Genomic DNA, 20315 nt, shown 5'->3' with positions numbered 1-20315 from the left:
GGATGACGAGGCGGCCCACCGCCCGTGGGGCCTGCCGGGGGCTTCCCCACCCGAGACACGGGCCATGGCGTAGATGAAGTCGCTACGGCGACGGCGCGAAGTTGCGGCGGACCTCCTCGGCGGCGTCCTTGACCAGGACCCGGTACCGTTCGACCGCCTCGGGCGTGAACCGGTAGCGAGGCCCGCACACGCTGATCGAACCGTGCACCTCGCCGTCCGGGCCGAACAACGGCGCGGCGACCGAAGCCGCATCGGCGCGCCGCTCACCGAGCGACACCGCGACCCCCTCGCGGACCGTCTCAGCCAGCCGCTCGCGGAGCACGGCCCCGTCGGTGAGCGTCCCGCCGGTCAGCGCGGCGAGCGGCCCGGCGAGCACGGCCTCGCGGCGCTCGGGCGGCAAGAACGCCAAAATGACCCGCCCGGACGAGCCCGCGTGCAGCGGGAACCGGCGACCGACCTCGACCGTCATCTTGATCTCCTGCGGGCTCTCGAACTGATCGAGATAGACCCGCTGATCACCGACCAGCCCGGACAACGTACCGGTCTCGCCAGTCTCATCACGCAGCCGCCGCAGCACCGGCGCAGCGGCACTGCGGACGTCGAACCCGCGCAGCGCGCTCACCCCGAGCGCCACCGCGGCCGGGCCGAGCCGGTAACCCTGCGTACCGGAGTCCGTCTCCAGCATTCCCCGCGACACCAGCGACCGCAGGATGCGATACACAACGGCCTTCGAAATCCCGAGTTCACGGCTGATGGCGCTGACGCCGAGGTAGCGGGGGCCTCCGGCGAACAGCAGCAGCACGTCGGCGACGCGCCCGGCCACCTCGGTGCCGACACTGTCCACGTCCCTACCCGGCACGGCGCTCTGCTTGGTCACCCTGGTGATCCTAGGGAACGAGCGGAACGGCTCACGAAGCCGCGGTCAGCGGCCACGGCGGATGTAGCGGCCGAGAGGTTCTGCGGTCACCTTCCCATCGGCGAACACCCGGTGGCCGCGCACGAACGTGTCGGTCACCCGGGCCGACATCTCGAACCCCTCGAACGGCGTGTACTCCTGGGCCGACTCGGAGTCGGCGGCACGGACGGTCCACGAGACGTCCGGATCGACCAGCGCGATGTCGGCGTCGCAGCCTTCGGCGATGGCGCCCTTGCGGAGCAGGCCGTAGCGGCGCGCCGGGTTCCAGGACGTGAGTTGCGCGATCCGCTGGAGGGACAGGCCGCGGCGGGTGCCCTCACCGACGAGGCCGGGGAGCAGATACTCCGCGCCGCCGAACCCCGACTTGGCGAGGAAGACGTCATCGCGGTCGGCGCCGAACTTCATCTCGTCCCGGCAGCAGGCGTGGTCGCTGACGACCCAGTCGACGTCGCCGGCGAGGACGTGCCGCCACAGCGCCTCGACGTCGTCGCGGTCGCGCAGCGGAGGGTTGACCTTGCCGCCCAGGCCGTGCGCGGTGTCGACGTCGGCGAGCAGGTGCCCGATCGTGACCTCGCGACGAAAGTCGATGTGCGGGAACGCGGTCGCCATGGTGAGGGCGGCCGACAGCGCCTTCTCGGACGACAGGTGCAGCAGGTTGACGTTGGGCAGCCCGGTCTCGTGGGCGAGGTACGACGCGATCGTGACGGCGAGGCCCTCGGAGTGCGGCGGGCGGGACGCGCTGTAGGCGCGCAACCCTGACAGCGAGCCGTCCCGTTCGACCATCCGGGTGTAGGCGGTCATGATCTCGGCTGTTTCGCAGTGCAGCGACAGCGAGATGTGGGGGGCGTACTCGGCGAGCCTCTCGCGGGCCTTCTGCACGCCGCGCATGACGAACTCGAAGTGCGCGACGTCGTACCGCTCGTCCGGCGGTGTCATGAGGAAGTCGCTCTGGCTGGTGGAGCGGCCGTGCAGCCCGTGGCCGCCGTAGAACATGAAGATCTTGAACGAGGTGACGCCGTGTTCTTCGACGAGGAACGGGATCTCCTCGATGTGCTCGGCCGTCATCGGCGCGAGGTGGAAGGCGTAGTCGACGTGGGCGTTGCCTTGTACGGCGTCGAGCACCTCGGGGAAGAACTCCCGGTAGGGGCCGCCCTTGTTCAGGTAGTACTGGCCGGTCCGCATGTAGGTCAGTGAGGTGGTGACGCCGCCTTGGGCGCTGGCGCGGCTCTCGGTGCGGGCGTCGGTCCGCAGCTCGTTGTAGATGCCCCAGTGCTGGTGGGCGTCCACGACGCCGGGGAAGGCCAGCGACCCGCGTCCGTCGATCACCGTGGCGGCCTCGTCGTGCGGCAGGTTCGGGGCCAGGCGGGCGATCGTGCCGTCGTTGACGGCGATGTCGAGAGGTTCGGGTTCCGCCCCAGCGGGGCGTCGGGGCGGACGACGCGGACGTTGGTGAGCAGTAGCTCGGTGGTCGCCATGAGGTTCTCCTGATCAGTGGGGGGCGGCGGCGTCGGCGACGGCGCCATGGCCTCGGTAGGTGTCCGGACGACCGAACGTGGCACCGATCCGCAGCGCGTCGCCGAGCGTCCGGCCTCCGCGCGGTGGAGTTCTCCGGCGATCCCGGGACGGAGCCGTCGGAGGAGGGAGCGTACGGCGCGGAAGCCGCTGGGCGGCCGACGCAACGGTGCGGGAGGGGACCTCCTTCGGAGTGAAGCCCAGATATCGGCCTAGCGTTTCGCTGAAAGAAACACTCGGCCGTCGATGGCTCATCGTGGCACCGGCCGCTCTTTCCGGTCAATCCCTAGGGGACGAGCTTGACGATGGCTAACATCCAGTGCGAACTTGAAAGCCGCCGCCAGGCCACAGCCTGAGGCAGGAGGTCCGCAACCGTTTCTCTCAGCGAAACGTTCCGGAGTAGGGAGAGTTCTGATGCGAAGGCGGTACGTCCCATGACCGACGCCCTGGCCGGGGTCCGGGTACTCGATGCGGCCACGCTGTTCGCCGGGCCGCTCGCCGCGACCCTGCTGGCCGACTTCGGAGCCGAGGTCGTCAAGATCGAACATCCGAAGGGCGACCCGGTGCGCAGCCACGGCGCACAGCGCGACGGCGTCGGGCTGTGGTGGAAGATGCTCGGCCGCGGCAAGAAGGCCGTCACGCTCTACCTCGGCTCCCCGAGGGGCAGGAGATCTTCCGCCGCCTCGTCGCCGACGCCGACGTGCTGGTCGAGAACTTCCGTCCCGGCACGCTGGAGCGCTGGGGCCTCGGCCCGGACGAGCTGAGGGAGCTCAACCCGCGGCTCGTGGTGGCGCGGGTCACCGGGTTCGGGCAGATCGGGCCGTACGCCGCGCGGCCCGGGTTCGGAACGCTGGCCGAGGCGATGAGCGGTTTCGCCGCGATCACCGGCGAGCCGGACGGGCCGCCGACCCTGCCGCCGTTCGGCCTGGCCGACGGGATCGCCGCGCTCACCGCCGCGTTCGCCGTGCTGACCGCGCTGCGCGCCCGGGAGGCGACCGGCGAGGGGCAGGTGATCGATCTGGCCATCATCGAGCCGATCCTGACCCTGCTCGGCCCGCAGATCATCACCTACGACCAGCTCGGCGAGCTCCAGGCCCGCACCGGCAACCGCTCGCACAACAACGCGCCGCGCAACACCTACCGCACCCGCGACGGCAGCTGGGTCGCGGTCTCCACCAGCGCCCAGTCGATCGCCGAACGGGTGATGCGCCTGGTCGGACGGCCCGAGTTCATCGACGAGCCGTGGTTCGCCACCGGCTCGCAGCGCGCGGAGCACGCCGACGAGCTGGACGAGGCCGTCGGCTCGTGGATCGCTCAACGCGACCGCGACGAGGTGGTCAAGGCGTTCGAGGACGCGCAGGCCGCCGTCGCACCGATCTACGACGCGGCCGACGTCATGGCCGATCCCCAGTTCCGTGCGCTCGACTCGATCACCACCGTCCAGGACGACGAGCTCGGGCCGATCAAGATGCAGAACGTGCTGTTCCGGCTCTCCCGGACCCCCGGGCGCATCGCCTCGGCCGGGCCCGCGCTCGGTGCGCACACCGGCGAGGTCCTCGGCCGGTACGGCATCGGGACGCGGAGCTGGAGGCGCTGCGCGCCAAGGGCGTGATCCGATGACCGCCGACCGGACGCTTCAGCGCGGAAGCCGGCCGTACGCGCCGGGTGGCCCCAGCGCCAAGGCGCTCGCCGCCAAGGCCGACCCGGCCGAGCGGGCCTCCTGCCTGCTCACCGTCATGAAGGCCGCGTCCGCCCGGCCCGACAAGGAAGGGCACCATCCATGACCGACGAGGGAACACGCACCGTCACCCGCGCCGAGGACCCGCTCCTGGCCGCGGTCGCCGGCGGCGTCCGGCTGATCGAACTCGGCCACCCGTTCTTCACCGGGATGCCGTGCTCGCCCAACCATCCCGGGTTCCGGATGACGCTGATCCGGCGGCACGGCGACATGGAACGCCCGGACGGCGGTTCGGCCGCCAACGAGATCATCGTCACCGGCGGGCACGTCGGAACGCACATCGACGCCCTCTCCCACGTCAGCCACGACGGGAAGCTGCACGGCGGGATCGGCGCCGCCGAGGCCCAGCGCGGCGGGACGTTCACCAGCCACGGCGCCGAGCACCTGCCCGGGCTGCTGCGGCGCGGCGTCCTGCTGGACGTCGCCGCCGCGCACGGCGCCGGCACCCTCCCGCCCGGGTACGGCGTCACGGTGGAGGACCTGGAAGAGGCGGCGGCGCGCGGGGCGCCGAACCCCGCGAGGGCGACGTCGCGCTGGTCCGGACCGGCTGGTCGCGCAACTTCCACGACCCGGCCGCCTACCTCGGCACGGAGACCGGCGTCCCGGGCGTGACCGCCGATGCCGCCCGATGGCTCGCCGACCGCCGGATCAGCGCGACCGGCGCCGACACGACGGCCTACGAGCAGATCCCCGCGGGCGCCGGACACGCCGTCCTGCCCGTGCACCGCGTCCTGCTGGTCGAGGCGGGGATCTTCATCATCGAGCACCTCGACCTGGAGGCGCTCGCGGAGGCGGGGCTGCACGAGTTCGTGTTCGTCCTCGCGCCGCTGCGGATCAGGGGCGGCACCGGCTCGCCCGTCCGCCCCCTCGCGGCGGTGAGCGCGTGACCCGCCCGCCCGCGACCCCGGTCCAGCGGCTCGCGGCCTTCGCGGACGGCGTCCGCGTCCGCGGCCTACCCGCCGAGCTGCGCGCGGACGCCGCCCGCCGGGTCCTCGACGTGCTCGGCAACAGTCTCGCCGCGACCGGTGAACCGCCCGCGCGGGCCATCGGCGTGCTGGTCCGCGAGTGGGGCGGCGCCGACCGGGCCACCGCGATCGGCACCGGCCTCCGGCTCCCGAGCCGAGCGCCGCGCTCCTGAACGGGACGCTCGCGCACTCCCTCGACTTCGACGACACGCACCTGCCATCGGTGCTGCACCCGTCGGCGTCCGTCGTGCCCGCCGCGCTCGCCGCCGCCGAGGCTCAGGGCGCGTCCGGCGCGGCGCTGCTCGACGCGATCGGCGCGGGGGTCGAGATCGCCGTGCGGCTCGGCATGGCCGGGTACGACCCCGGTCTCGGCAACTCGGTGTTCTTCGAACGCGGCCTGCACGCCACCGCGATCTGCGGGGCGTTCGGCGCGGCCGCCGCGTGCGCGATGCTGTCCGGCCTGGACGCCGCGGGCGTCGCGGACGCGATGGGCATCGCCGCCAGCATGGGCTCGGGCCTCTTGGAGGCCAACCGCACCGGCGGCACCGTAAAGCGGGTCCACTGCGGGTGGGCCGCGCACGCCGCCGTCACCGCGGCCGGGATGGCACGGACCGGGATCACCGGGCCGCCCACCGTCCTGGAGGGCCGTTTCGGGCTGCTCCAGGCGTTCTGCGGCGATCAGGCCGACCCGGACGCGCTCACCGACCGGCTCGGCGAGCACTGGGAGCTGCCCGGGATCTTCTTCAAGCCGTACCCGTGCAACCACTTCACCCACGCGGGCATCGACGCCGCGCTGCGGCTGCGTGCCAACGGCTTGGACCCCACGGCGATCGACGACCTCGAACTGGGCGCGCCCACCGCCGTCCTGCGCACGATAGGCGAACCCGCCCAGGACAAGGCCCGACCGAAGTCGGGGTACCACGCCGCGTTCTCCGGGCCGTACACCGTGGCGGCGGCGCTGCTCGGCGGCGGCGGGCTCGGCGTGTCCCACGAGGACTTCACCGACGAGGCCGCCGCCGACCCCGCGCGGCTGGCGCTCGCCGCGAAGGTCCGCTGCGTCCCGGACGCCCGCTGCGACCAGATCTTCCCGCACCGGTTCCCGGCCGTCCTGCGCGTCCGGCTGCGCGACGGAACCGTCCTGGAGGAACGGGTCGAAGCCAACCGCGGCGGCCCCGACCGGCCCCTCTCGGCCGCGGAACTGGCGGCCAAGTTCCACCTGAACGCGACCCGCCACGTCTCCCCGGCCCGCGCCGACGAGATCACCGAACGCGCCTACGAGCTCGCCGACCTACCCAACGTCGACACCCTCACCACCCTCCTCACCACCTGACCGCGCCCCACCACCGCCACCACCGCCGCCACCGCCACCGCCGACCTGAGGCACGGCCTGAAGACGTTGCCGGCCCTCGGGCTCGGCTGCGGGCTGAAATCCCGCGAGTTCATCGATGCCCCTTTCGGTGCCGCCGACCAGGTGATAGTGGCGGTACGCGGCCGCCGCGCCTGGTTGGTGGTCTGTCGCCATGCTTGGCAAAGGGTGCTCGGCGACCAGGCTGAGCACGCCCTACGGACCGGCGGCGGGCCGCCCGGCTACGGGCCGCCTGGCTGATCGGCCCCATCGAGGCGGGCGTGCCGCTGACGGTCATCGTCTCGGCCGCCGGACTGGACACCCTGCACAGCCTGACCCGTCTGCTGCCGTTCGTCGGCAGCGCCGATCCCGGCCAGGCCGCGTCACTGCTGCGAGGCAGCCCGTGACGGCATCGAACCCCGGACACGCGCCGCAGCCGGTTCCCGGCGGCGCACGCGATCACGGATGGACGGGCCTGCGCGAAGAACGCGTCGTCTACGGCGACCTGCGGGTGCGGCAGGCCGCAGAGTTCGTCACCGCGACCGGCATCGTCGACCAACTCCAAGCCCTGATCACCCGACCGACCGGGTCGCGCCGTTGAGCTCGCCGCGGTCGTTGCGGATATGTACAGGACCTCCTGGGACCGTGGTCCTGGATCGGTGCGGGGGATCTTTCAGGGGTGTCCCGGATCCCCCGCCGGGCTCGGTCCTCCAGGGTGGCCGAACAGAGAGTGACCACTTTGGAGGGGACACCCTGGTGAAAGCCGAACACAAGATCAGGAGCGCGCTCGCGGCGGCGGCAGCCGTCGCGGCGGCGGCGGGCGTGGTCGTCGCCGCGCCCGATGGCGCGGCGGCGGATGGCGCGGCGGGGACTCGCGCTAGGACCGGCCCGCAGGGTTGCACGCAGGTGCCCAACGCCGAATGCGGCACGATTCGGGTGTCGCTGGTGCGGGCTCGACCCGAACTCGGCTCGACGACCGTGGCGTACGTGCTGATCCGGCACACCGACCGCGGCAGGCCCACCGCGGGTACGGTGGCCTTCAATCCGGGCGGGCCGGGCTCGTCGACCATCGCGTTGGCCCCCCGCCTCGCCCAGTTGCATGCCGACCTGCTAGCCGACCACGACTTCCTGCTGGTGGATCCGAGAGGCGTCAACCGCTCCGGCGCCGTCGACTGCGGACTGACCGCTCCGTCGGCCACCCACTCCCAGCTACTCAAGGACGCCGGGCGATGCGGACGGGCGCTGGGCGACCGGTCCCGCGCGTACACCTCCGCCGAGACCGCCGACGACATCGACGCCGTCCGGGCCAGGCTGGGCATCCCCAAGCTGATCCTTCAAGGCATGTCCTACGGCACGTACCTGATGACGGTCTACGCCCAGCGCCACCCGGGCAGTGTCCGCTCGATGGTGCTTTCCGGCGCCTACCCGCTGACCCGCGACACCTGGTTCCGATCCAACGCCCGCGCGATGCGCCGGTCGGTCCGGCTGCTGTGCGCCCGTAGCGGCGGGCGCTGCGACGGTGACCGGGTTCTGGCCGACCTGGCCCGTCTGTCTCAGCGGTTGCGTCAGCGCCCCATCGGTTACACCGCCGAGGGGGTGGACAGGAGACTCGACGACGCCGCCCTGGCGTCGCTGGTCTACCGGGCCGCCTCGAACATCCCCGCGCAGATCGGAGGCGTCCCCGCGATGGTGTCGGCCGCGCTGCGCGGCGACTCCACGACGCTGGTTGAACTGGCCCGGAGGGCAACTCCTATCAGCGGCAACCGCGGTGGAACCGACGGTGACGTCCGGGAGCAGGACTACAACGACGGCCAGAGCCACGCGGTCGCCTGCAACGACTACCGCTGGTCATGGGACCGGTCGGCACCGATTAAGACGCGGTTGCGCCAGTACACCGCCGCTCGCGCGGCACTGCCCGAAGCCGACTACACACCGTTCGGCAAGGTCGCCTGGACCAAAGCGCTGCGCAGCGACAACTGCATCCTCTGGCCCGACCGGCGCCCGCCGGTCCAGCGGACCAGCGGGCCGTTCGCCGACGTCCCCGTTCTGGTGGTCTCCGGAGACCTCGACCCCAACACCACCACCGAGCAGGGACGGCAGGCCGCCGCGCAGTTCCGCCACGGCACGCTGCTGGAAGTCCCTAACCTTGGGCACATCACCGAGGTGGAACCCAGCGGATGCGTGGCATCGATTCAGCACGCGTTCATCCGCACCGGCCACCTGGGTGACACCCGCTGTCTGGCGAAGATCCCACCCGTCCCAGTGGAGAAGTCCCCACCCGGCGTGCGCTAGCCGGGTCCCTCACACCGCCCGGACCGGCCGCAGCCCGCCCGGCGCGGGGACACCACCACGGCGCGGGCGGCACCCCTCCGCTTCAGCGATGCGTCGCGTTGAGCCCGCCGCGGCCGCCGCGACGAACGGGCCGTGCCCCTGCCGTCAGGCGTACCGGGACAGGACGGGACGAACGCCGCCCACCCCATGCCACTCCGATACCTCAAGCCCGTCTTTCGGAAGTTTCGGGACACGCCGGCGCGCGTAGGCGTACAGGACTTTCTGAAGTTTCTGGAGTCGCCCACGCGCGCGCGACGCGCGTCTCGGCCGGGCCGTACGGCAGGGTGCGGCGGCGTCGGTCCGGTTCAACGTCCGCTGTCGCCGGCGCTGCGGTCGGCCGCGGACTGCGCACATGGTGCTGCGCCGCTGTGGGCGGTCTAGCCGTCGGGGTTCTTGGCGGTGGCCGGCTGCATCCGGCTGGCGGCCTGCGTGTCCATCGGGGTGCCCTTGCCCGAGTTGCCGCCCGAGACGCCGCCCGAGCCGCCGCCCGAGCCGCCGCCCGAGCCTTTGCCGGAGCTGTTGCCTGATCCTTGCTCTTGCTCATGCCGGAAGGGTGCCTGCCGCATCGCCCGGCCTGGGCGGTACGGCTAGCGGGGGTTGTCGGGGAGGGTTGTGTTCGGGCGGTGGGTTGTTGGCTGGGCGGAGTGCTGTTGGCTGGGGTGGTCGTTGGGTGGTTGTCGGGGTTTGCGGCTTTGAGGCCGTGGGCCATGTGCAGGCACAGTGTGTCGAGCAGGGCGGCCGGGTCGATCGGTGTCTTGGTGCGCAGGGTGTCGTCGATGCGGGTTCGGACGGAGGTGTAGTGCGCGTTGGCGGGGCCGTCGGCTTCTAGCAGGGTCAGGGTTCGGCGTGCCGCGTCCATGAGCCGGTAGGGGCCGTAGTCGGGAGGGTCGTCCAGCAGTGAGCGGCTGCTGGCCAGGAGGTATGCGGCCAGTCGGGCGAGTTCGGTGTCCCGTCGCGTGGGGTCAGGTGTAGCGGTCATGGCGGATCACCTCGTCGAGGTCGCGGCGGGGGAGGGGTGCGGTGTGTGCGCCGGGTGGCCCGCCGCTGCGAGCAGGACGGGTTGGAGATGGTCGGGCATGTCCAGCAGCAGGCGGATCGGGTCGGGCAGGAAGCTGGAGGCGGGGCAGGCGCCCAGGCCGAGCGTGTGGGCGGCGAGGAGGAAGTTCTGCACGGCCATGGCCACGCAGAGCTGGCCTTCCCGGCGGCGCGCTTCGTTGTCGGCGTACCGGGAATGGTCGAGGCAGGCGATGAGGAGCAGGGCCGGGGTTCCGATCACCCCGGGCGCGAACGCGCGGACCGACAGCAGCAGCTGCGGTTCCCGTACGGCGATGAACGCCCACGCCTGCCGGTTGGAGGCGGTGGGGGCGGCCGCGGTGGCGGTGAGGAGGGCTTGGACGTCGGCATCGGTGATGGGCTGGTCGGTGTACTCGCGGACCACACTGCGCGTCTGGATGATCCGCAACAGCTCGGCCGGTCGCGGGCCTGGCCCGTCCTGTTCCGGGTTCTGTGGCCTGCTCGGGGGCTGGTTTGTGGGTGCGGTGGTGTCGCTGGCGTGTGGGCGGTCAAGGGTGTTCACCTGTCCGGTCCGTTCGGGCGCGGTCGCCCTGGTGGCTGGTCTGGTGGCCGGTTCCCGCCTGCGGGTGGTGGGCTTTGGGCCGTGGTGTTCGGCCTCGTCGCGGTTGGCCAGGTCACCGGGATCGTCTGCGGTGTCCGGAACCCGGCGCCGTGCATCCACGGCAGGTCGTGGGCGGGGACGGCCAGACGCGGGGTGGGTGAGTGGCCGGCCAGCGCGGCGACGGCGGCTTCGATCTGCATCCGGGCCAGGCGGTTGCCGGGCAGAAGTGGGAGCCGTGTCCGAATCCGAGGTGGCCCGAGGCGTCGCGGCCGGGGGTGAAGGTGTCGGGGTCGGGGAAGGCGGCCGGGTCGTGGTTGGCGGCCTCCAGGGAGACCAGGACCAGGTCGCCGGCCTTGATCACCAGCCCGTCCAGGTCCACCTCCCGCATGGCCAGGCGTTTGACCCCGCCGGTGGCCATCGGGGTGTAGCGCAGCAGTTCCTGCGCGGTCGCCGGGACGAGCGCGGGATCGTCGCGGACGGCCCGCAGCGCGTCGGGATGGCGCAGCAGCGTGACCAGGGCGCCGGCCAGGAAGCTCGCCGAGGTGCGGTATCCGGCCAGGAACATCGAGGCGGCGAAGACCGCCAGGTCGCGTTGGTCGAGCACGCCCGGAGCGGCGATCCGTTTGAGCAGATGGTCGCCGGACCCGGCCGCGAGGTCGGGCAGTCGGTGCAGGAAGAACCGGTAGATGTGCTCCTGCGCCGCGGCCAGGTCCGCGGTGGCGTACCGGCTGAGCCCCGGTCCCCACGACAGGATGGCGTCGGCCCACTGGTTGAGCCGGACCAGCTCGGCCTGATGCAGGTCGCCCAGCAGCAGGCGGCGGGTCAGCGCGAAGGGCAGCCGGAGGGCCAGCCCGGCCCGCAGGTCGGCGGGCGGACCGGCCAGGGCGTCGAGCAGGTGCCGGGCCTGCTCGTTGATCCATTCCTGGTGCCGTTTCACCGCTCGCGGCCCGAGCGCGTCGGCGACCACGTGGTGCAGACCAGCCTTGTTGAGCGTGGTGACGATGTCGCCCGTGCCCTCGGGCAGCCGTATCGGCAGCGGTTCTTGCCGTGGCGCCTCGGGTCGCAGGGCCGCCGACAGGCTCAACCGCGGATCGGCGAGGACACGCCGGGCCAGGTCATAGCGCGTGATCAGCCAGGCCGGGTCGCCGTTGACGGTGCGCACCGGGCAGGCGGGCGCGCGGGCCGCACGCACGCGGGCGTACTGGGGGGCCAGGTCGAAGCCCCAGTCGCCGAACGGGAAGGGCAGACCGGCCTCGGCTCCGGCCACCGTCTCAGACATGGTCACGCCCTTGGGCAGGGTTCTCGGCCTCGGCGCCCGGCCTATCGGCCGGCGGCCGCACCACGGCGTGGCCCTGTAGGGGCGAGACGTCCATGTGCGGCGAGGTGAACATCCGCTCCAGCGTGGGCAGCCGCTGGTGATAGACGTTCACCGACGAGGGCACATCCAGGATCGCGGGGGTGTCCAGGCACAGCGGCATCTCGGCGGCCAGGTAGTTCTTGCTCTCCTCGACCTGCTCATCGGTCGGCTCCTGGTTCAGGTAAGCCTGCAAGACCCTGCGGCTGGCCTCCAAGAACGCCTCCCGCAGGACAGGGTCGGCGCCGATGGCCTTCTCGACCTGGGCGCGCAGCCGCACGTAGACGGGATGGTCCATGAACTCCGACAGCAGGTGAAGCCGTCGCTCGTGCTGGGGGACGCCGATCTGCTCCCAGGCCCGAACGATCCGCCGGCACGTCTTGCCGGCCTTGCGGCTGGCGTTCTTCCAGGCGGTCGCCGGAGACTGCCCGAGAGCCTGGTAGGTATGCACCAGTGACGCATCGGGCACGATCGCGTCGACCCGGGCGAACGTGGCGCCCGCCCAGCGCAGCAGCCCCGCCAGCCGTTCCCGGTTGAAGTAGCCGTTGCCTGGACTCACCCCCACCAGGACATGTTCGGCCCGCTCGCACAGGTGCTCACAGTTGGATGTGTACGGCACGACCGCCCAAGACGCAGCGTTCCCCGCACCAGCCTCGTCCATGAAGAACCCCAAACCTTGACCACTCTAAGCATCCAACTGACTACACAGAGTTATCAAGGCTCAAAGTTCTGACGTTAACGGCACCCCGCCCACCGCCGCCGAGGTGGCGGAACTCCCCCGGACCCCACTGGGAACTGCCCGGGCGACACCCGACCCGCCTGCCGCCCGGTGCCAGAAAACGATCGTTGGTGAGATGGTCGCGGACGTGTCCGCTGTGGACGCGTTCGCCTGGGACGTCCGGTCTCACAACTCGTGTGCGGCAGGGCGGAACCCTTCGAGATCAGCATCCTGGCCAGCCGCTAGGGCCAGGAAGCGGACGCGGCTTGTCAGCCCTTAGGCACTGCCCCCGGACGCCCGTTCGGGAACCCTGCCCGTTCACGTCGTTTAGGGACTGAGAGTCCCCTGGACCATGGGCCGGGAGCAGCGGATGAGGACCCGCCGTTGCCCGGCAACCTAGTCGCGCCAGTCACCGAGCACGGGCCGGTCACCGTCGAGGCGTAAGAGCGGGTCCGCGGTCGTACGGCGGGCCCGGCCGGCCAGGGCCGTCTCGACCTCGCCGACCCGGTCGGCCGGTGCGCTCACCGCGACCTGGTGGACGGTGCCCTCGCTGGGGAACGCCCGGGTCGGCCGGTCCATCGCCCGCACGCCCGGGATGTCGCGGGACAGGTCGTCCGAGCCGGGCTGCTTGAGCCGCATGTCCAGGGCCGGGACGGCGAGCAGCAGCAGTCCCCCGCCGACACCGCCAGCGTCACCGCCGGGTGGCCGATCGCGGGACGCAGCAGCGCCGGCCACAGCCGCGCCTGGCCGGGCCGCATGGTCAGCCGCCACAGCACCGGGACCTTCGGCCGGTCGGTCCAGCGGCCCAGCTTGGCCGGCAGCGCGGGCAGCACTGTCAGCGAGGAGAGCACCGCGACGGCGACCACGATGATCGACCCGGTGGCCAGCGAGGAGAACGCTGCCTCCCCGGCCAGGTACAGCCCGGCCACCGCGATGATCAGCGTCACCCCTGACACCACCACCGTGGGCCCGGACGTCTGTGCCGCTATCTCGATCACTCCGGTCGGCCACGGCGCCGCTCCTCGCGTTCCCGCTTGAGGTAGAACAGCGAGTCGTCGATGCCGACGGCCATGCCCATCAGCAGGATCACGTTGCTGATCGCGCTGGTGGCGGGCAGCAGGTGCGACACCAATCCCGACAGCCCGAACGCCGCGCCCCCGACGACAGCGCCAGCACCTCCGGCACGCCCGCCGCGATCACCGCGCCGAACACCACCAGCATGATCAGCAGGGTGAGCGGCAGGCTGATGAACTCGGCCCGGGCGAAGTCCGCGCCGAGGGTCTCCCCCAGCCCCTTGGCCTCCGATCCGGCGCCGACCTGTTCCACGCGCAGGGCCGACGTCCGACGTGGTGACCGTGGGGGTCAGCGGTGTGCTCCTCGCACGAGGCGGCCTGGGAGTTCGCCGGTGTGTTCGCCGTTGGCGAAGGTTTGCGTGCCCGAGACGAACGTGGCGAGGTACCCGTCGGCGCGCTGCACCAGCCGCCGTCCGCCGGCGGGCAGGTCGTACAGCATTTCGGGGCGGTGGTTGGCGACTCGGTCGAAGTCGATGAGGTTGAGGTCGGCCTTCGTGCCCTCGGCGATCACGCCGCTGTCGGCCAGCCCGTACAGGCGGGCGGTGTCGCGGGTCATCAGCCGCACGACGTGCTCCAGCGGCAGTGTCTCGCCGCGCCGCCGGTCGCGCGCCCAGTGGCTGAGCATGGTGGTGGGCAGCGAGGCGTCGCAGATGAAGCCGCAGTGCGCGCCACCGTCGCCGAGCCCGAGCACGGCCCGCGGGTGGGTGAGCATCTCGCGGACGGAGTCGAGGCTGCGTTCGGAGTAGTTCAGCAGCGGCAGCAGCATCAGGTTGCGGCCGTCGTCCTCCAGCAGCAGGTCGTACAGCATCTCCAGCGGGTCGCGGCCGGTCGCCGCCGCACGCGCCGCCACCGACTCGTCCGGCGCGGGCTCGTAGTCGGGACGGTCGCCGTCCAGCGGGAACAGCCGGTCCAGGTAGCCGCGGACCATGCCGGCCAGCACGTCCTCCTCGACCGGGCGCTCGGCGAGGATCCGCGCCCGGACCTCGGGATCGCGCATCCGCGCCACCCGTTCCGGCAGCGGCAGCAGCGACAACTCCGACACGTACGTCGGGTGGTCGCCGAACGCGTGCAGCGTCTCCAGCCCGATCAGCATCCCGAACGGCCTGGCCGCGACCTGCGGGAACATCTGTGCTTCGGTGCCGGCCGACAACTCCATCAGCTCCCGCCACAGGTCGGGCGCGGCGTCCACCTGGAGCAGCGCGAACGACACCGGCCGGCCGGTCGCCTCCGACAACCGCCGCATCCACCGGACCTCGTCCGGCGGGGCGTTGACGTCCTCACCCGCCGCGCCGACGGGCGCGATCTCGTACACCCCGGTGCCCAGTTCGCGCAGCGCCTCGCCGATTCCGAACAGCTCCTCCTCGGCGGCGAACGTGCCGGGCACCGGTTCGCCGTCGATGGCCCGGTGCGCGAGCGTGCGGGAGGTGGAGAAGCCCAGCGCCCCGGCGGCCACGCCCTGCTTGACGATCGCTTTCATCGCGGCGATGTCGCCGGCGGTGGCGGGCTCGTTGCGGGCACCGCGCTCGCCCATGACGTACGCGCGGACGGCGCCGTGCGGAACCTGCGTGCCCAGGTCCATGGTCCGCGGCATCCGTTCCAGCGCGTCCAGGAACTGCGGGAAGCTCTCCCACTCCCAGGTGATCCCCTCGGCCAGCGCACTGCCGGGGATGTCCTCCACACCCTCCATCAGCCCGATCAGCCATTCGTGCCGGTCGGGCCTGACCGGGGCGAACCCCACCCCGCAGTTGCCCACGACCACCGTGGTGACACCGTGCCACGACGACGGGGCCAGGATCGGATCCCAGGTGGCCTGCCCGTCGTAGTGGGTGTGGATGTCAACGAAACCGGGGGTGAGCAGCGCACCGTCGGCGTCGAGCGTGCGACGGCCGGCGCCGACGTCGCGGCCGATCCCGCTGATGCGGTCGCCGGTGACGGCGACGTCGGCGTGGTACGGGGCCGCGCCGGTGCCGTCCACGACCCGAGCGTTCTTGATCACCAGATCGTTCATCAAGGGTCACTCCTTCCAGCGCTTCCGCACCGATCCACGGGATAGCCGAACGACTCGCGGCAGGCTTTCCCCCAGCCCTCCTCGCCGGGCACGGCGAGGAACTCCCGCGTCTCCTCCCCACGGAAGGCCCCGAATACGCTGGTCAGGGAACCTCTCCCGCCTTGGGTGCGAGCGGCGGGCATGACGCTTTTCACCGCGGGGAAGCCCGAACCGCCGGCCGGGTCGTGCTGCGCGTTGCCGCCGGTGGACGCCCGGATCGCGGCGTCCAGTATCCGTTCCCGCGCCTCCAGCGGGATCGGGCCGGGCCGCGCCCGGCGCATCGCCCGCGTGGTGGAGAGCGCCTGCCGGGGGTCCATGCGCGGTCCCTTCTCGTCCACCGCTTCGGTCCGCACGGCCCGCCGACCGTCCCGAACCCTCTAGGACTACTGTCTAGACCCCCGTCTCATCCCAAGCAAGCGATTGGCCGTTTCGTGTCAGTCGCGGGCGGCGTCGCGCCTCGGCGGATCGTGTCGACCACGGACCTGGACAAGAAACACTCCGGCGACATCCCGGTCCTGCCGGCCCGTCCTGCTGGGCACTCAGAACCGCCGGCCCCGGCCGCACTGTGCCGCCGCACCGGGCTGGCGCGCTCGACTGCGCACCGGCTCGTGACCGAACTGGTCGAATGGGGCGGCCTGGAACGCACCGACGTCCTGCGCTACCGGATCGGTCTGCGGCTCTTTGAGGTCGGCATGCGCGTCCCTGGCCGCTGGAGGGCTCACCGAGGGCGCGCTGCCCTTCCTTGACCGCCGTGACGCGCTGGCGGCCATCCCAGTCGTCGTCCACAGTTCCCGCGCGAACATCGCCCGGCTCGGACAGCGGCCACGCTTATGGCGTCTGGAGAGGCAAGAACGGTTTGCGGCTCATGTGTCGCCGGGGGGCACCTGCACGCGTGGTGGCTCACCCCAAGGCAGTGAGAGGAGGCGTCGCAGTTCCCCGGTGGAGGCGGCGCCGATCCGTTGAGCGAGGACGTCCTCGATGACGGTGAGCGTGGCCTGCGCCCTGCGGTGGACACGGGCGCCCTCCGCCGTCGTACGGACCAGGCGGTTGCGCGCGGAGGCCGGGTCGGGAATCTGCTCCAGCAGTCCCATGCCGATCAAGCCGTGCACGGCCTGGTGGACGGTCTGCCGCCTGACGCCGATCCGGCGGGCGATCTCGGAGATCGTGCAGCCCTCGGCGGGCAGAACGGAGAAGACGGCGGCTTGGGCGACGGTCACCGGACGTTCGCCCGCGGCCTCCATGCCGGTGAAGAGCGCGTCGTCGAACCAGCGCTTGGCCTCGCCGAGCAGCCGGGGCAGGTTCGATGCGGTCTCGGTCATGGCTCCTCGGTGAGCGTGTGTCGAGCATGTCCGCCGCGGCCCGGTCGGAGACGTACGGCCAGGCCATCCTATTTCCGCGCGGACGGCGTCCTGGAGCCCTGAACGTCAGGTATCCTGACGTTTCTGGTTCCGCCCCTCCTGGAGAAGCCATGACCATGGAGTTCGCCACCCCCTACCGGTCCCGCTCGCAGATCCCCCCGGCTCCGGGCACGCCGTACTTCATCGAGAAGGGCATGGGGGACCGCGCCCATCTGTTCGGCGACCTGTTCACCGTCTACGCGGGGGGCGAGCAGACCGAGAACACCTTCAACTTCTTCACCTGTGAGGGTCCGAAGGGCGACCTCATCCCGGCGCATTCACATCCGGACACCTACGAGGTCTTCTTCATCACCGCGGGGGCGGTGCGGCTGTTCGTCGAGGACATCGAGGGCCGCCAGTACGAAAAGCTGCTGACGACCGGGGACTTTGGCTTCGTCCCCAAGAACTGTCCGCACTCCTACCGCATCGAGCGGCACCACAGCCAGATCGTGGGCGTAGCCGCAGGGCCGGGCGGAACGTTCGAGCGGTTCTTCGAGAACCTCGGCACGCCCACCGAGGAGCTCGGCCTTCCGCAGCGGCCGCACGTCCCGGCCCCGGAGAAGTTCGGCACCGTGCCGCAGCGCTTCGACGTGGCGTTCCTGCTCGATCACCAGTGGCGGACGCGATGAGCGCCCTCCAGGACCTCATCGTCGCCCCGCACCCCGACGTCGCGCCCCTCCCGGCTCCCGTCCCGCCGGGCGTGCGCGTCATGCGCGGGGTGCCGTACGCCGAGATCGAGGGCGCCCGCCCGCTGGAACTGGACCTGTGGCTCCCCGAGGGCGGCCACGCCCCGCTCGTGCTCTTCCTGCACGGCGGTGCCTGGCGGCGCGGCCGCCGCGACGACATGGGCCCGCGCACCCGCCAGTGGTCGCCGGGCCCGTTCGCGCGGATCGCCGCCGCCGGTCTCGCGGTGGCCTGCGTCGACTACCGGCTGAGCGGCGAGGCGGTCTTCCCCGCCCAACTCGACGACGTGCGGACCGCGCTGCACTGGCTGGTGCTGCGCTCCGGCGAGCTCGGCATCGACGTCCGGCGCGTCGTCGCGTGGGGCGAGTCGGCGGGCGGCCACCTGGCCTCGCTCCTGGCCCTCACCTCGGCCGAGCCCTGCCTCGCCGCCGCCGTCATCTGGTACGGGCCCGCCGACCTGGCCCTGTCGCCCGGACCGCCGGAGTCGCTTCTGCTCGGTGCCGATCCCACGGCCGATCCCGGGAAGGCGCGCGAAGCGTCCCCCGTCGCGCACGCCCACCGCGATGCGCCGCCCTTCCTCCTGGTCCACGGTGAGAACGACAGCCTCGTTCCTCGTACGCACTCGCAGGCGCTCGCGGCCCGGCTGCGTGAAGCGGGCGCGCCGGTCGATCTGCACCTCGTCCCCTCCGCTGACCACGGCTGGCACGGCATCTCCGACAACGAGTTCGAGGCCATCTTCACGTCCTCGCTGCGCTTTGCGCTTCACGCTGTGGGAGAAGGCGGCAACACGACGAGCTAGGTAGCCGCCAGCGGTCCTCCGTGGACCGTGCCGGGTGCGCCGGTGGCCACGCGCAGGTGAGGTGCTCCCCGGCCGCACGGCGGAAGGCGCCCATACCGTGCACCCCACACCGCCGGTCGAACTCGACCACGCGATCGAGCGGTTCCTGATCGGTGCCGGTCACCGCAGCGTTCATCGAACGCACCCTTCCTTCAGGAAGCCGGTGAGTAGTTGTAGATCGACGGCACAACCTGTTCCGGCTGCGCGACGACCTTGACCGATGTGCTCGCCATATAGATGTTGTCGGCTACGTAGAACGGCACGAACCAGGCTTGGCCGACGACGTACCCGGACAGCTGCTTGTACAGCGCATCCTGCGCGGGGCCGCTCGCCGCGGCGATCCGCTTCATGAGGGACTCGATGGTGGTGTCGCTCGCGTGGAACGGGTTCCAGGCGCCGTTCCGGGCGAGCAGGAGGTTGGCGTCGAGCCAGTTGTCCGAGGAGCCCCAGCTGAACAGGTAGGCGGGGAATTCTTCGGACAGGTAAGGCGTCAGGCCGGCCGATGCCGGCTGGCTCTTGTAGACCACCTTGATGCCGACCGCCCCGAGCTCCTCCTGAATGATCGGGTAGACGCTGGCGAAGAGCGCGGTCATGGACGGCATGGTCAGCGTGAATCCCCCGGCGTACCCGGCTTCGGCCAGCAGTTGCTTGGCCTTCGCCGGATCGTACGGGTATCTGGAGTTCAGGGAGTTGTCGTAGGCGGCGGTGCCAGGGTAGAAGATCTGCGTCGAGGACGTCCCCTGCCCGAACGCGTACGACTTGAGAATGGCGTCGCCGTCGATCGCATGGCTGATCGCCTGCCGGACCCGGACGTCCGACATCGCCTTGACGGTCTTGCCGTTCCGGTCATTCAGGAAAAGGCCCTGCCAGTCTCCGGGGCTGGACAGCACGTTCAGGCCCGACCCCTTGGCCGTCCTCGCCTGCGACGCGAGCGCGACCGCGCCATCGGCCTCTCCGGTCTTGACGGCGTTCAACCGTGCGGTCGCGTCGGTCATCACCCGGATATCGATCTCATTGAACGGGAACGCCGCCGCGTTGTAGTAGTGCTGGTTCCGGACGAACGCGTAGGCGTTGCCGCGGCTCGTCTTCTTCGTGTCGAGCACATACGGTCCGGTGCCGGCCGGCGTGCTCTTCAGGCCGGTCGCGGCTGCCGCCGGGTTCGTGATCATGCCGGCCACGAGGCCGAGATTGTGCACCAGCGCCGGGTCCGGCGACGCGAGGGTGAGGTCGACCGTGGTCTTGTCCGGTGCCGTGACGGATGTGACGTTCTGCAGCGCGGAGGATCGCGGCCCGTTCGCCGCCTTGAACCTCTTCAGGCTCTTGGCGACGGCCTCCGCGTCCATGGCAGTGCCGTCGGAGAACTTGACGTCACCGCGGAGGGTGAGCTTCAGCTTCGTCCTGGCGGCGTCGGTGTAGGTCCACTTCGTCGCCAGCATCGGCTGGAGCTCGTTGTGCGAGTCGATCTTGATCAGCGTGTCGTACGCCGGCTGCAGGTACTGCATGAAGTGGCCGACGTCCGACTGCGACGGATCGAACGACGCGACGTCGACGATCGCGCCGAGAGTCAGGGTCTGCCTGGCCTCCGACGAGTCCTGGGCGCCGCTGGAGCAGCCAGCGAGGGTCACAGCCAACAGCAGGGCCGACAAGCCGGCAGCACATGTGCGTTTCATCTGATGGGAGGCCTCTCTCCGTCCCGGGCTCCACCGCACCGAGTTCTCATCATCTAATAAGAGAAGTAGATATGTGTCAAGGAAAGAGCGGTGTGGGCCCGCCGGCCACTGG

At 71.4% G+C, this 20315-nt stretch carries 22 protein-coding genes and 3 pseudogenes; 11 read left to right on the top strand and 14 right to left on the bottom strand.

Annotated elements, in window-relative coordinates:
* Positions 1-82: 82 nt before the first annotated feature.
* Together GEV43_RS55360 and GEV43_RS32915 are read right to left on the bottom strand one after the other, a co-directional pair.
* A complete protein-coding gene (locus tag GEV43_RS55360; RefSeq protein ID WP_206681379.1) occupies positions 83-877 on the bottom strand; it encodes an IclR family transcriptional regulator in 795 nt (264 codons plus the stop codon).
* Between the two features lie 45 nt (positions 878-922).
* A complete protein-coding gene (locus GEV43_RS32915) occupies positions 923-2242 on the bottom strand; it encodes a dihydroorotase family protein (RefSeq protein ID WP_309239971.1) in 1320 nt (439 codons plus the stop codon).
* A gap of 620 nt (positions 2243-2862) precedes the next feature.
* On the opposite strand from GEV43_RS32915, the pseudogene GEV43_RS32910 reads away from it, so the two are divergent.
* From GEV43_RS32910 to GEV43_RS32885, 8 genes and pseudogenes are all read left to right on the top strand, one after another.
* Positions 2863-4040 (top strand): annotated as a pseudogene (locus GEV43_RS32910) (CaiB/BaiF CoA transferase family protein).
* A gap of 4 nt (positions 4041-4044) precedes the next feature.
* Positions 4045-4212: a hypothetical protein gene (locus tag GEV43_RS32905; RefSeq protein ID WP_160823995.1), complete on the top strand. Its 168-nt coding sequence runs from the start codon at positions 4045-4047 to the stop codon at positions 4210-4212.
* A pseudogene (locus GEV43_RS32900) lies at positions 4209-5053 on the top strand (cyclase family protein). The gene GEV43_RS32905 and the pseudogene GEV43_RS32900 overlap by 4 nt, the downstream one beginning before the upstream one ends.
* Positions 5050-5304 carry an MmgE/PrpD family protein gene (locus tag GEV43_RS51655; RefSeq protein ID WP_309239969.1) on the top strand — a complete coding sequence of 85 codons (255 nt, stop codon included), beginning with the start codon at positions 5050-5052 and terminating at the stop codon, positions 5302-5304. The pseudogene GEV43_RS32900 and the gene GEV43_RS51655 overlap by 4 nt, the downstream one beginning before the upstream one ends.
* Positions 5232-6461, top strand: a complete 1230-nt coding sequence (locus GEV43_RS32895) for an MmgE/PrpD family protein (RefSeq protein ID WP_309239968.1) — start codon at positions 5232-5234, stop codon at positions 6459-6461. The genes GEV43_RS51655 and GEV43_RS32895 overlap by 73 nt, the downstream gene beginning before the upstream one ends.
* Before the next feature lie 296 nt (positions 6462-6757).
* Positions 6758-6883, top strand: coding sequence for a hypothetical protein (locus GEV43_RS54155; protein ID WP_302931117.1), 126 nt, complete (start codon positions 6758-6760; stop codon positions 6881-6883).
* Complete coding sequence (locus tag GEV43_RS55355) at positions 6880-7077, top strand: hypothetical protein (RefSeq protein ID WP_160823994.1); 198 nt, start codon at positions 6880-6882, stop codon at positions 7075-7077. The genes GEV43_RS54155 and GEV43_RS55355 overlap by 4 nt, the downstream gene beginning before the upstream one ends.
* Positions 7078-7232: 155 nt before the next feature.
* On the top strand, positions 7233-8768 hold the full coding sequence (locus GEV43_RS32885; RefSeq protein ID WP_160823993.1) for an alpha/beta fold hydrolase: 1536 nt from the start codon (positions 7233-7235) through the stop codon (positions 8766-8768).
* Positions 8769-9184: 416 nt separating this feature from the next.
* Here the strand turns inward: GEV43_RS32885 and GEV43_RS47050 are convergent, their stop codons facing one another.
* From GEV43_RS47050 to GEV43_RS55350, 10 genes and pseudogenes are all read right to left on the bottom strand, one after another.
* The gene (locus GEV43_RS47050) at positions 9185-9373 is read right to left on the bottom strand and encodes a hypothetical protein (RefSeq protein WP_164717158.1); all 189 of its coding nucleotides are present in this window, start codon (positions 9371-9373) and stop codon (positions 9185-9187) included.
* A 146-nt stretch (positions 9374-9519) separates the two neighbouring features.
* A pseudogene (locus GEV43_RS56495) lies at positions 9520-9786 on the bottom strand (DUF6092 family protein); the annotation flags it as partial.
* A gap of 6 nt (positions 9787-9792) precedes the next feature.
* Positions 9793-10269, bottom strand: a complete 477-nt coding sequence (locus GEV43_RS32880; protein ID WP_309239967.1) for a nitroreductase family protein — start codon at positions 10267-10269, stop codon at positions 9793-9795.
* Positions 10270-10495: 226 nt separating this feature from the next.
* On the bottom strand, positions 10496-11701 hold the full coding sequence (locus GEV43_RS32875; RefSeq protein ID WP_160823992.1) for a cytochrome P450: 1206 nt from the start codon (positions 11699-11701) through the stop codon (positions 10496-10498).
* Positions 11694-12437 (bottom strand): tRNA-dependent cyclodipeptide synthase, encoded by a 744-nt coding sequence (locus GEV43_RS32870; RefSeq protein WP_160823991.1) that lies wholly within the window; start codon positions 12435-12437, stop codon positions 11694-11696. Before GEV43_RS32870 ends, GEV43_RS32875 begins: the two co-directional genes overlap by 8 nt.
* A 453-nt stretch (positions 12438-12890) precedes the next feature.
* Positions 12891-13019, bottom strand: coding sequence for a hypothetical protein (locus tag GEV43_RS54150; RefSeq protein ID WP_302931116.1), 129 nt, complete (start codon positions 13017-13019; stop codon positions 12891-12893).
* Positions 13016-13492 (bottom strand): MMPL family transporter, encoded by a 477-nt coding sequence (locus tag GEV43_RS48450; protein WP_309239966.1) that lies wholly within the window; start codon positions 13490-13492, stop codon positions 13016-13018. Before GEV43_RS48450 ends, GEV43_RS54150 begins: the two co-directional genes overlap by 4 nt.
* Positions 13493-13580: 88 nt before the next feature.
* Complete coding sequence (locus tag GEV43_RS48445) at positions 13581-13820, bottom strand: hypothetical protein (RefSeq protein WP_206681377.1); 240 nt, start codon at positions 13818-13820, stop codon at positions 13581-13583.
* Positions 13821-13856: 36 nt separating this feature from the next.
* Positions 13857-15575, bottom strand: a complete 1719-nt coding sequence (locus GEV43_RS32860; RefSeq protein WP_160823990.1) for an amidohydrolase family protein — start codon at positions 15573-15575, stop codon at positions 13857-13859.
* The gene (locus tag GEV43_RS55350; protein ID WP_160823989.1) at positions 15575-15967 is read right to left on the bottom strand and encodes a hypothetical protein; all 393 of its coding nucleotides are present in this window, start codon (positions 15965-15967) and stop codon (positions 15575-15577) included. Before GEV43_RS55350 ends, GEV43_RS32860 begins: the two co-directional genes overlap by 1 nt.
* Positions 15968-16045: 78 nt before the next feature.
* On the opposite strand from GEV43_RS55350, the gene GEV43_RS55345 reads away from it, so the two are divergent.
* On the top strand, positions 16046-16360 hold the full coding sequence (locus GEV43_RS55345) for a helix-turn-helix domain-containing protein (protein ID WP_309239965.1): 315 nt from the start codon (positions 16046-16048) through the stop codon (positions 16358-16360).
* A gap of 117 nt (positions 16361-16477) precedes the next feature.
* On the opposite strand, the gene GEV43_RS32845 is transcribed toward GEV43_RS55345, so the two are convergent.
* Complete coding sequence (locus tag GEV43_RS32845) at positions 16478-16933, bottom strand: MarR family winged helix-turn-helix transcriptional regulator (protein ID WP_160823988.1); 456 nt, start codon at positions 16931-16933, stop codon at positions 16478-16480.
* Between the two features lie 149 nt (positions 16934-17082).
* Between GEV43_RS32845 and GEV43_RS32840 the strand changes: the two genes are divergently transcribed.
* Both GEV43_RS32840 and GEV43_RS32835 read left to right on the top strand, forming a co-directional pair.
* Positions 17083-17640 (top strand): quercetin 2,3-dioxygenase, encoded by a 558-nt coding sequence (locus tag GEV43_RS32840; RefSeq protein ID WP_160823987.1) that lies wholly within the window; start codon positions 17083-17085, stop codon positions 17638-17640.
* Positions 17637-18494: an alpha/beta hydrolase gene (locus GEV43_RS32835; RefSeq protein WP_160823986.1), complete on the top strand. Its 858-nt coding sequence runs from the start codon at positions 17637-17639 to the stop codon at positions 18492-18494. Before GEV43_RS32840 ends, GEV43_RS32835 begins: the two co-directional genes overlap by 4 nt.
* Positions 18495-18685: 191 nt before the next feature.
* Here GEV43_RS32835 and GEV43_RS32830 read toward each other — a convergent pair whose 3' ends face one another.
* Complete coding sequence (locus GEV43_RS32830; RefSeq protein WP_160823985.1) at positions 18686-20179, bottom strand: ABC transporter substrate-binding protein; 1494 nt, start codon at positions 20177-20179, stop codon at positions 18686-18688.
* Positions 20180-20315: the final 136 nt, after the last annotated feature.

This window comes from Actinomadura sp. J1-007, from assembly GCF_009793335.1.
Classification (GTDB): domain Bacteria; phylum Actinomycetota; class Actinomycetes; order Streptosporangiales; family Streptosporangiaceae; genus Spirillospora; species Spirillospora yumaensis.
This window is presented reverse-complemented; position numbering and strand designations above follow the sequence as displayed.

Excerpts from the sequence above, each read along its gene's own strand:
- GEV43_RS32905 (WP_160823995.1), top strand. The coding sequence starts at position 4,045 with ATGACCGCCGACCGGACGCTTCAGCGCGGAAGCCGGCCGTACGCGCCG.
- GEV43_RS47050 (WP_164717158.1), bottom strand. The coding sequence starts at position 9,373 with ATGCGGCAGGCACCCTTCCGGCATGAGCAAGAGCAAGGATCAGGCAAC.
- GEV43_RS32875 (WP_160823992.1), bottom strand. The coding sequence starts at position 11,701 with ATGTCTGAGACGGTGGCCGGAGCCGAGGCCGGTCTGCCCTTCCCGTTC.
- GEV43_RS32870 (WP_160823991.1), bottom strand. The coding sequence starts at position 12,437 with ATGGACGAGGCTGGTGCGGGGAACGCTGCGTCTTGGGCGGTCGTGCCG.
- GEV43_RS32860 (WP_160823990.1), bottom strand. The coding sequence starts at position 15,575 with ATGAACGATCTGGTGATCAAGAACGCTCGGGTCGTGGACGGCACCGGC.
- GEV43_RS32845 (WP_160823988.1), bottom strand. The coding sequence starts at position 16,933 with ATGACCGAGACCGCATCGAACCTGCCCCGGCTGCTCGGCGAGGCCAAG.
- GEV43_RS32840 (WP_160823987.1), top strand. The coding sequence starts at position 17,083 with ATGACCATGGAGTTCGCCACCCCCTACCGGTCCCGCTCGCAGATCCCC.
- GEV43_RS32835 (WP_160823986.1), top strand. The coding sequence starts at position 17,637 with ATGAGCGCCCTCCAGGACCTCATCGTCGCCCCGCACCCCGACGTCGCG.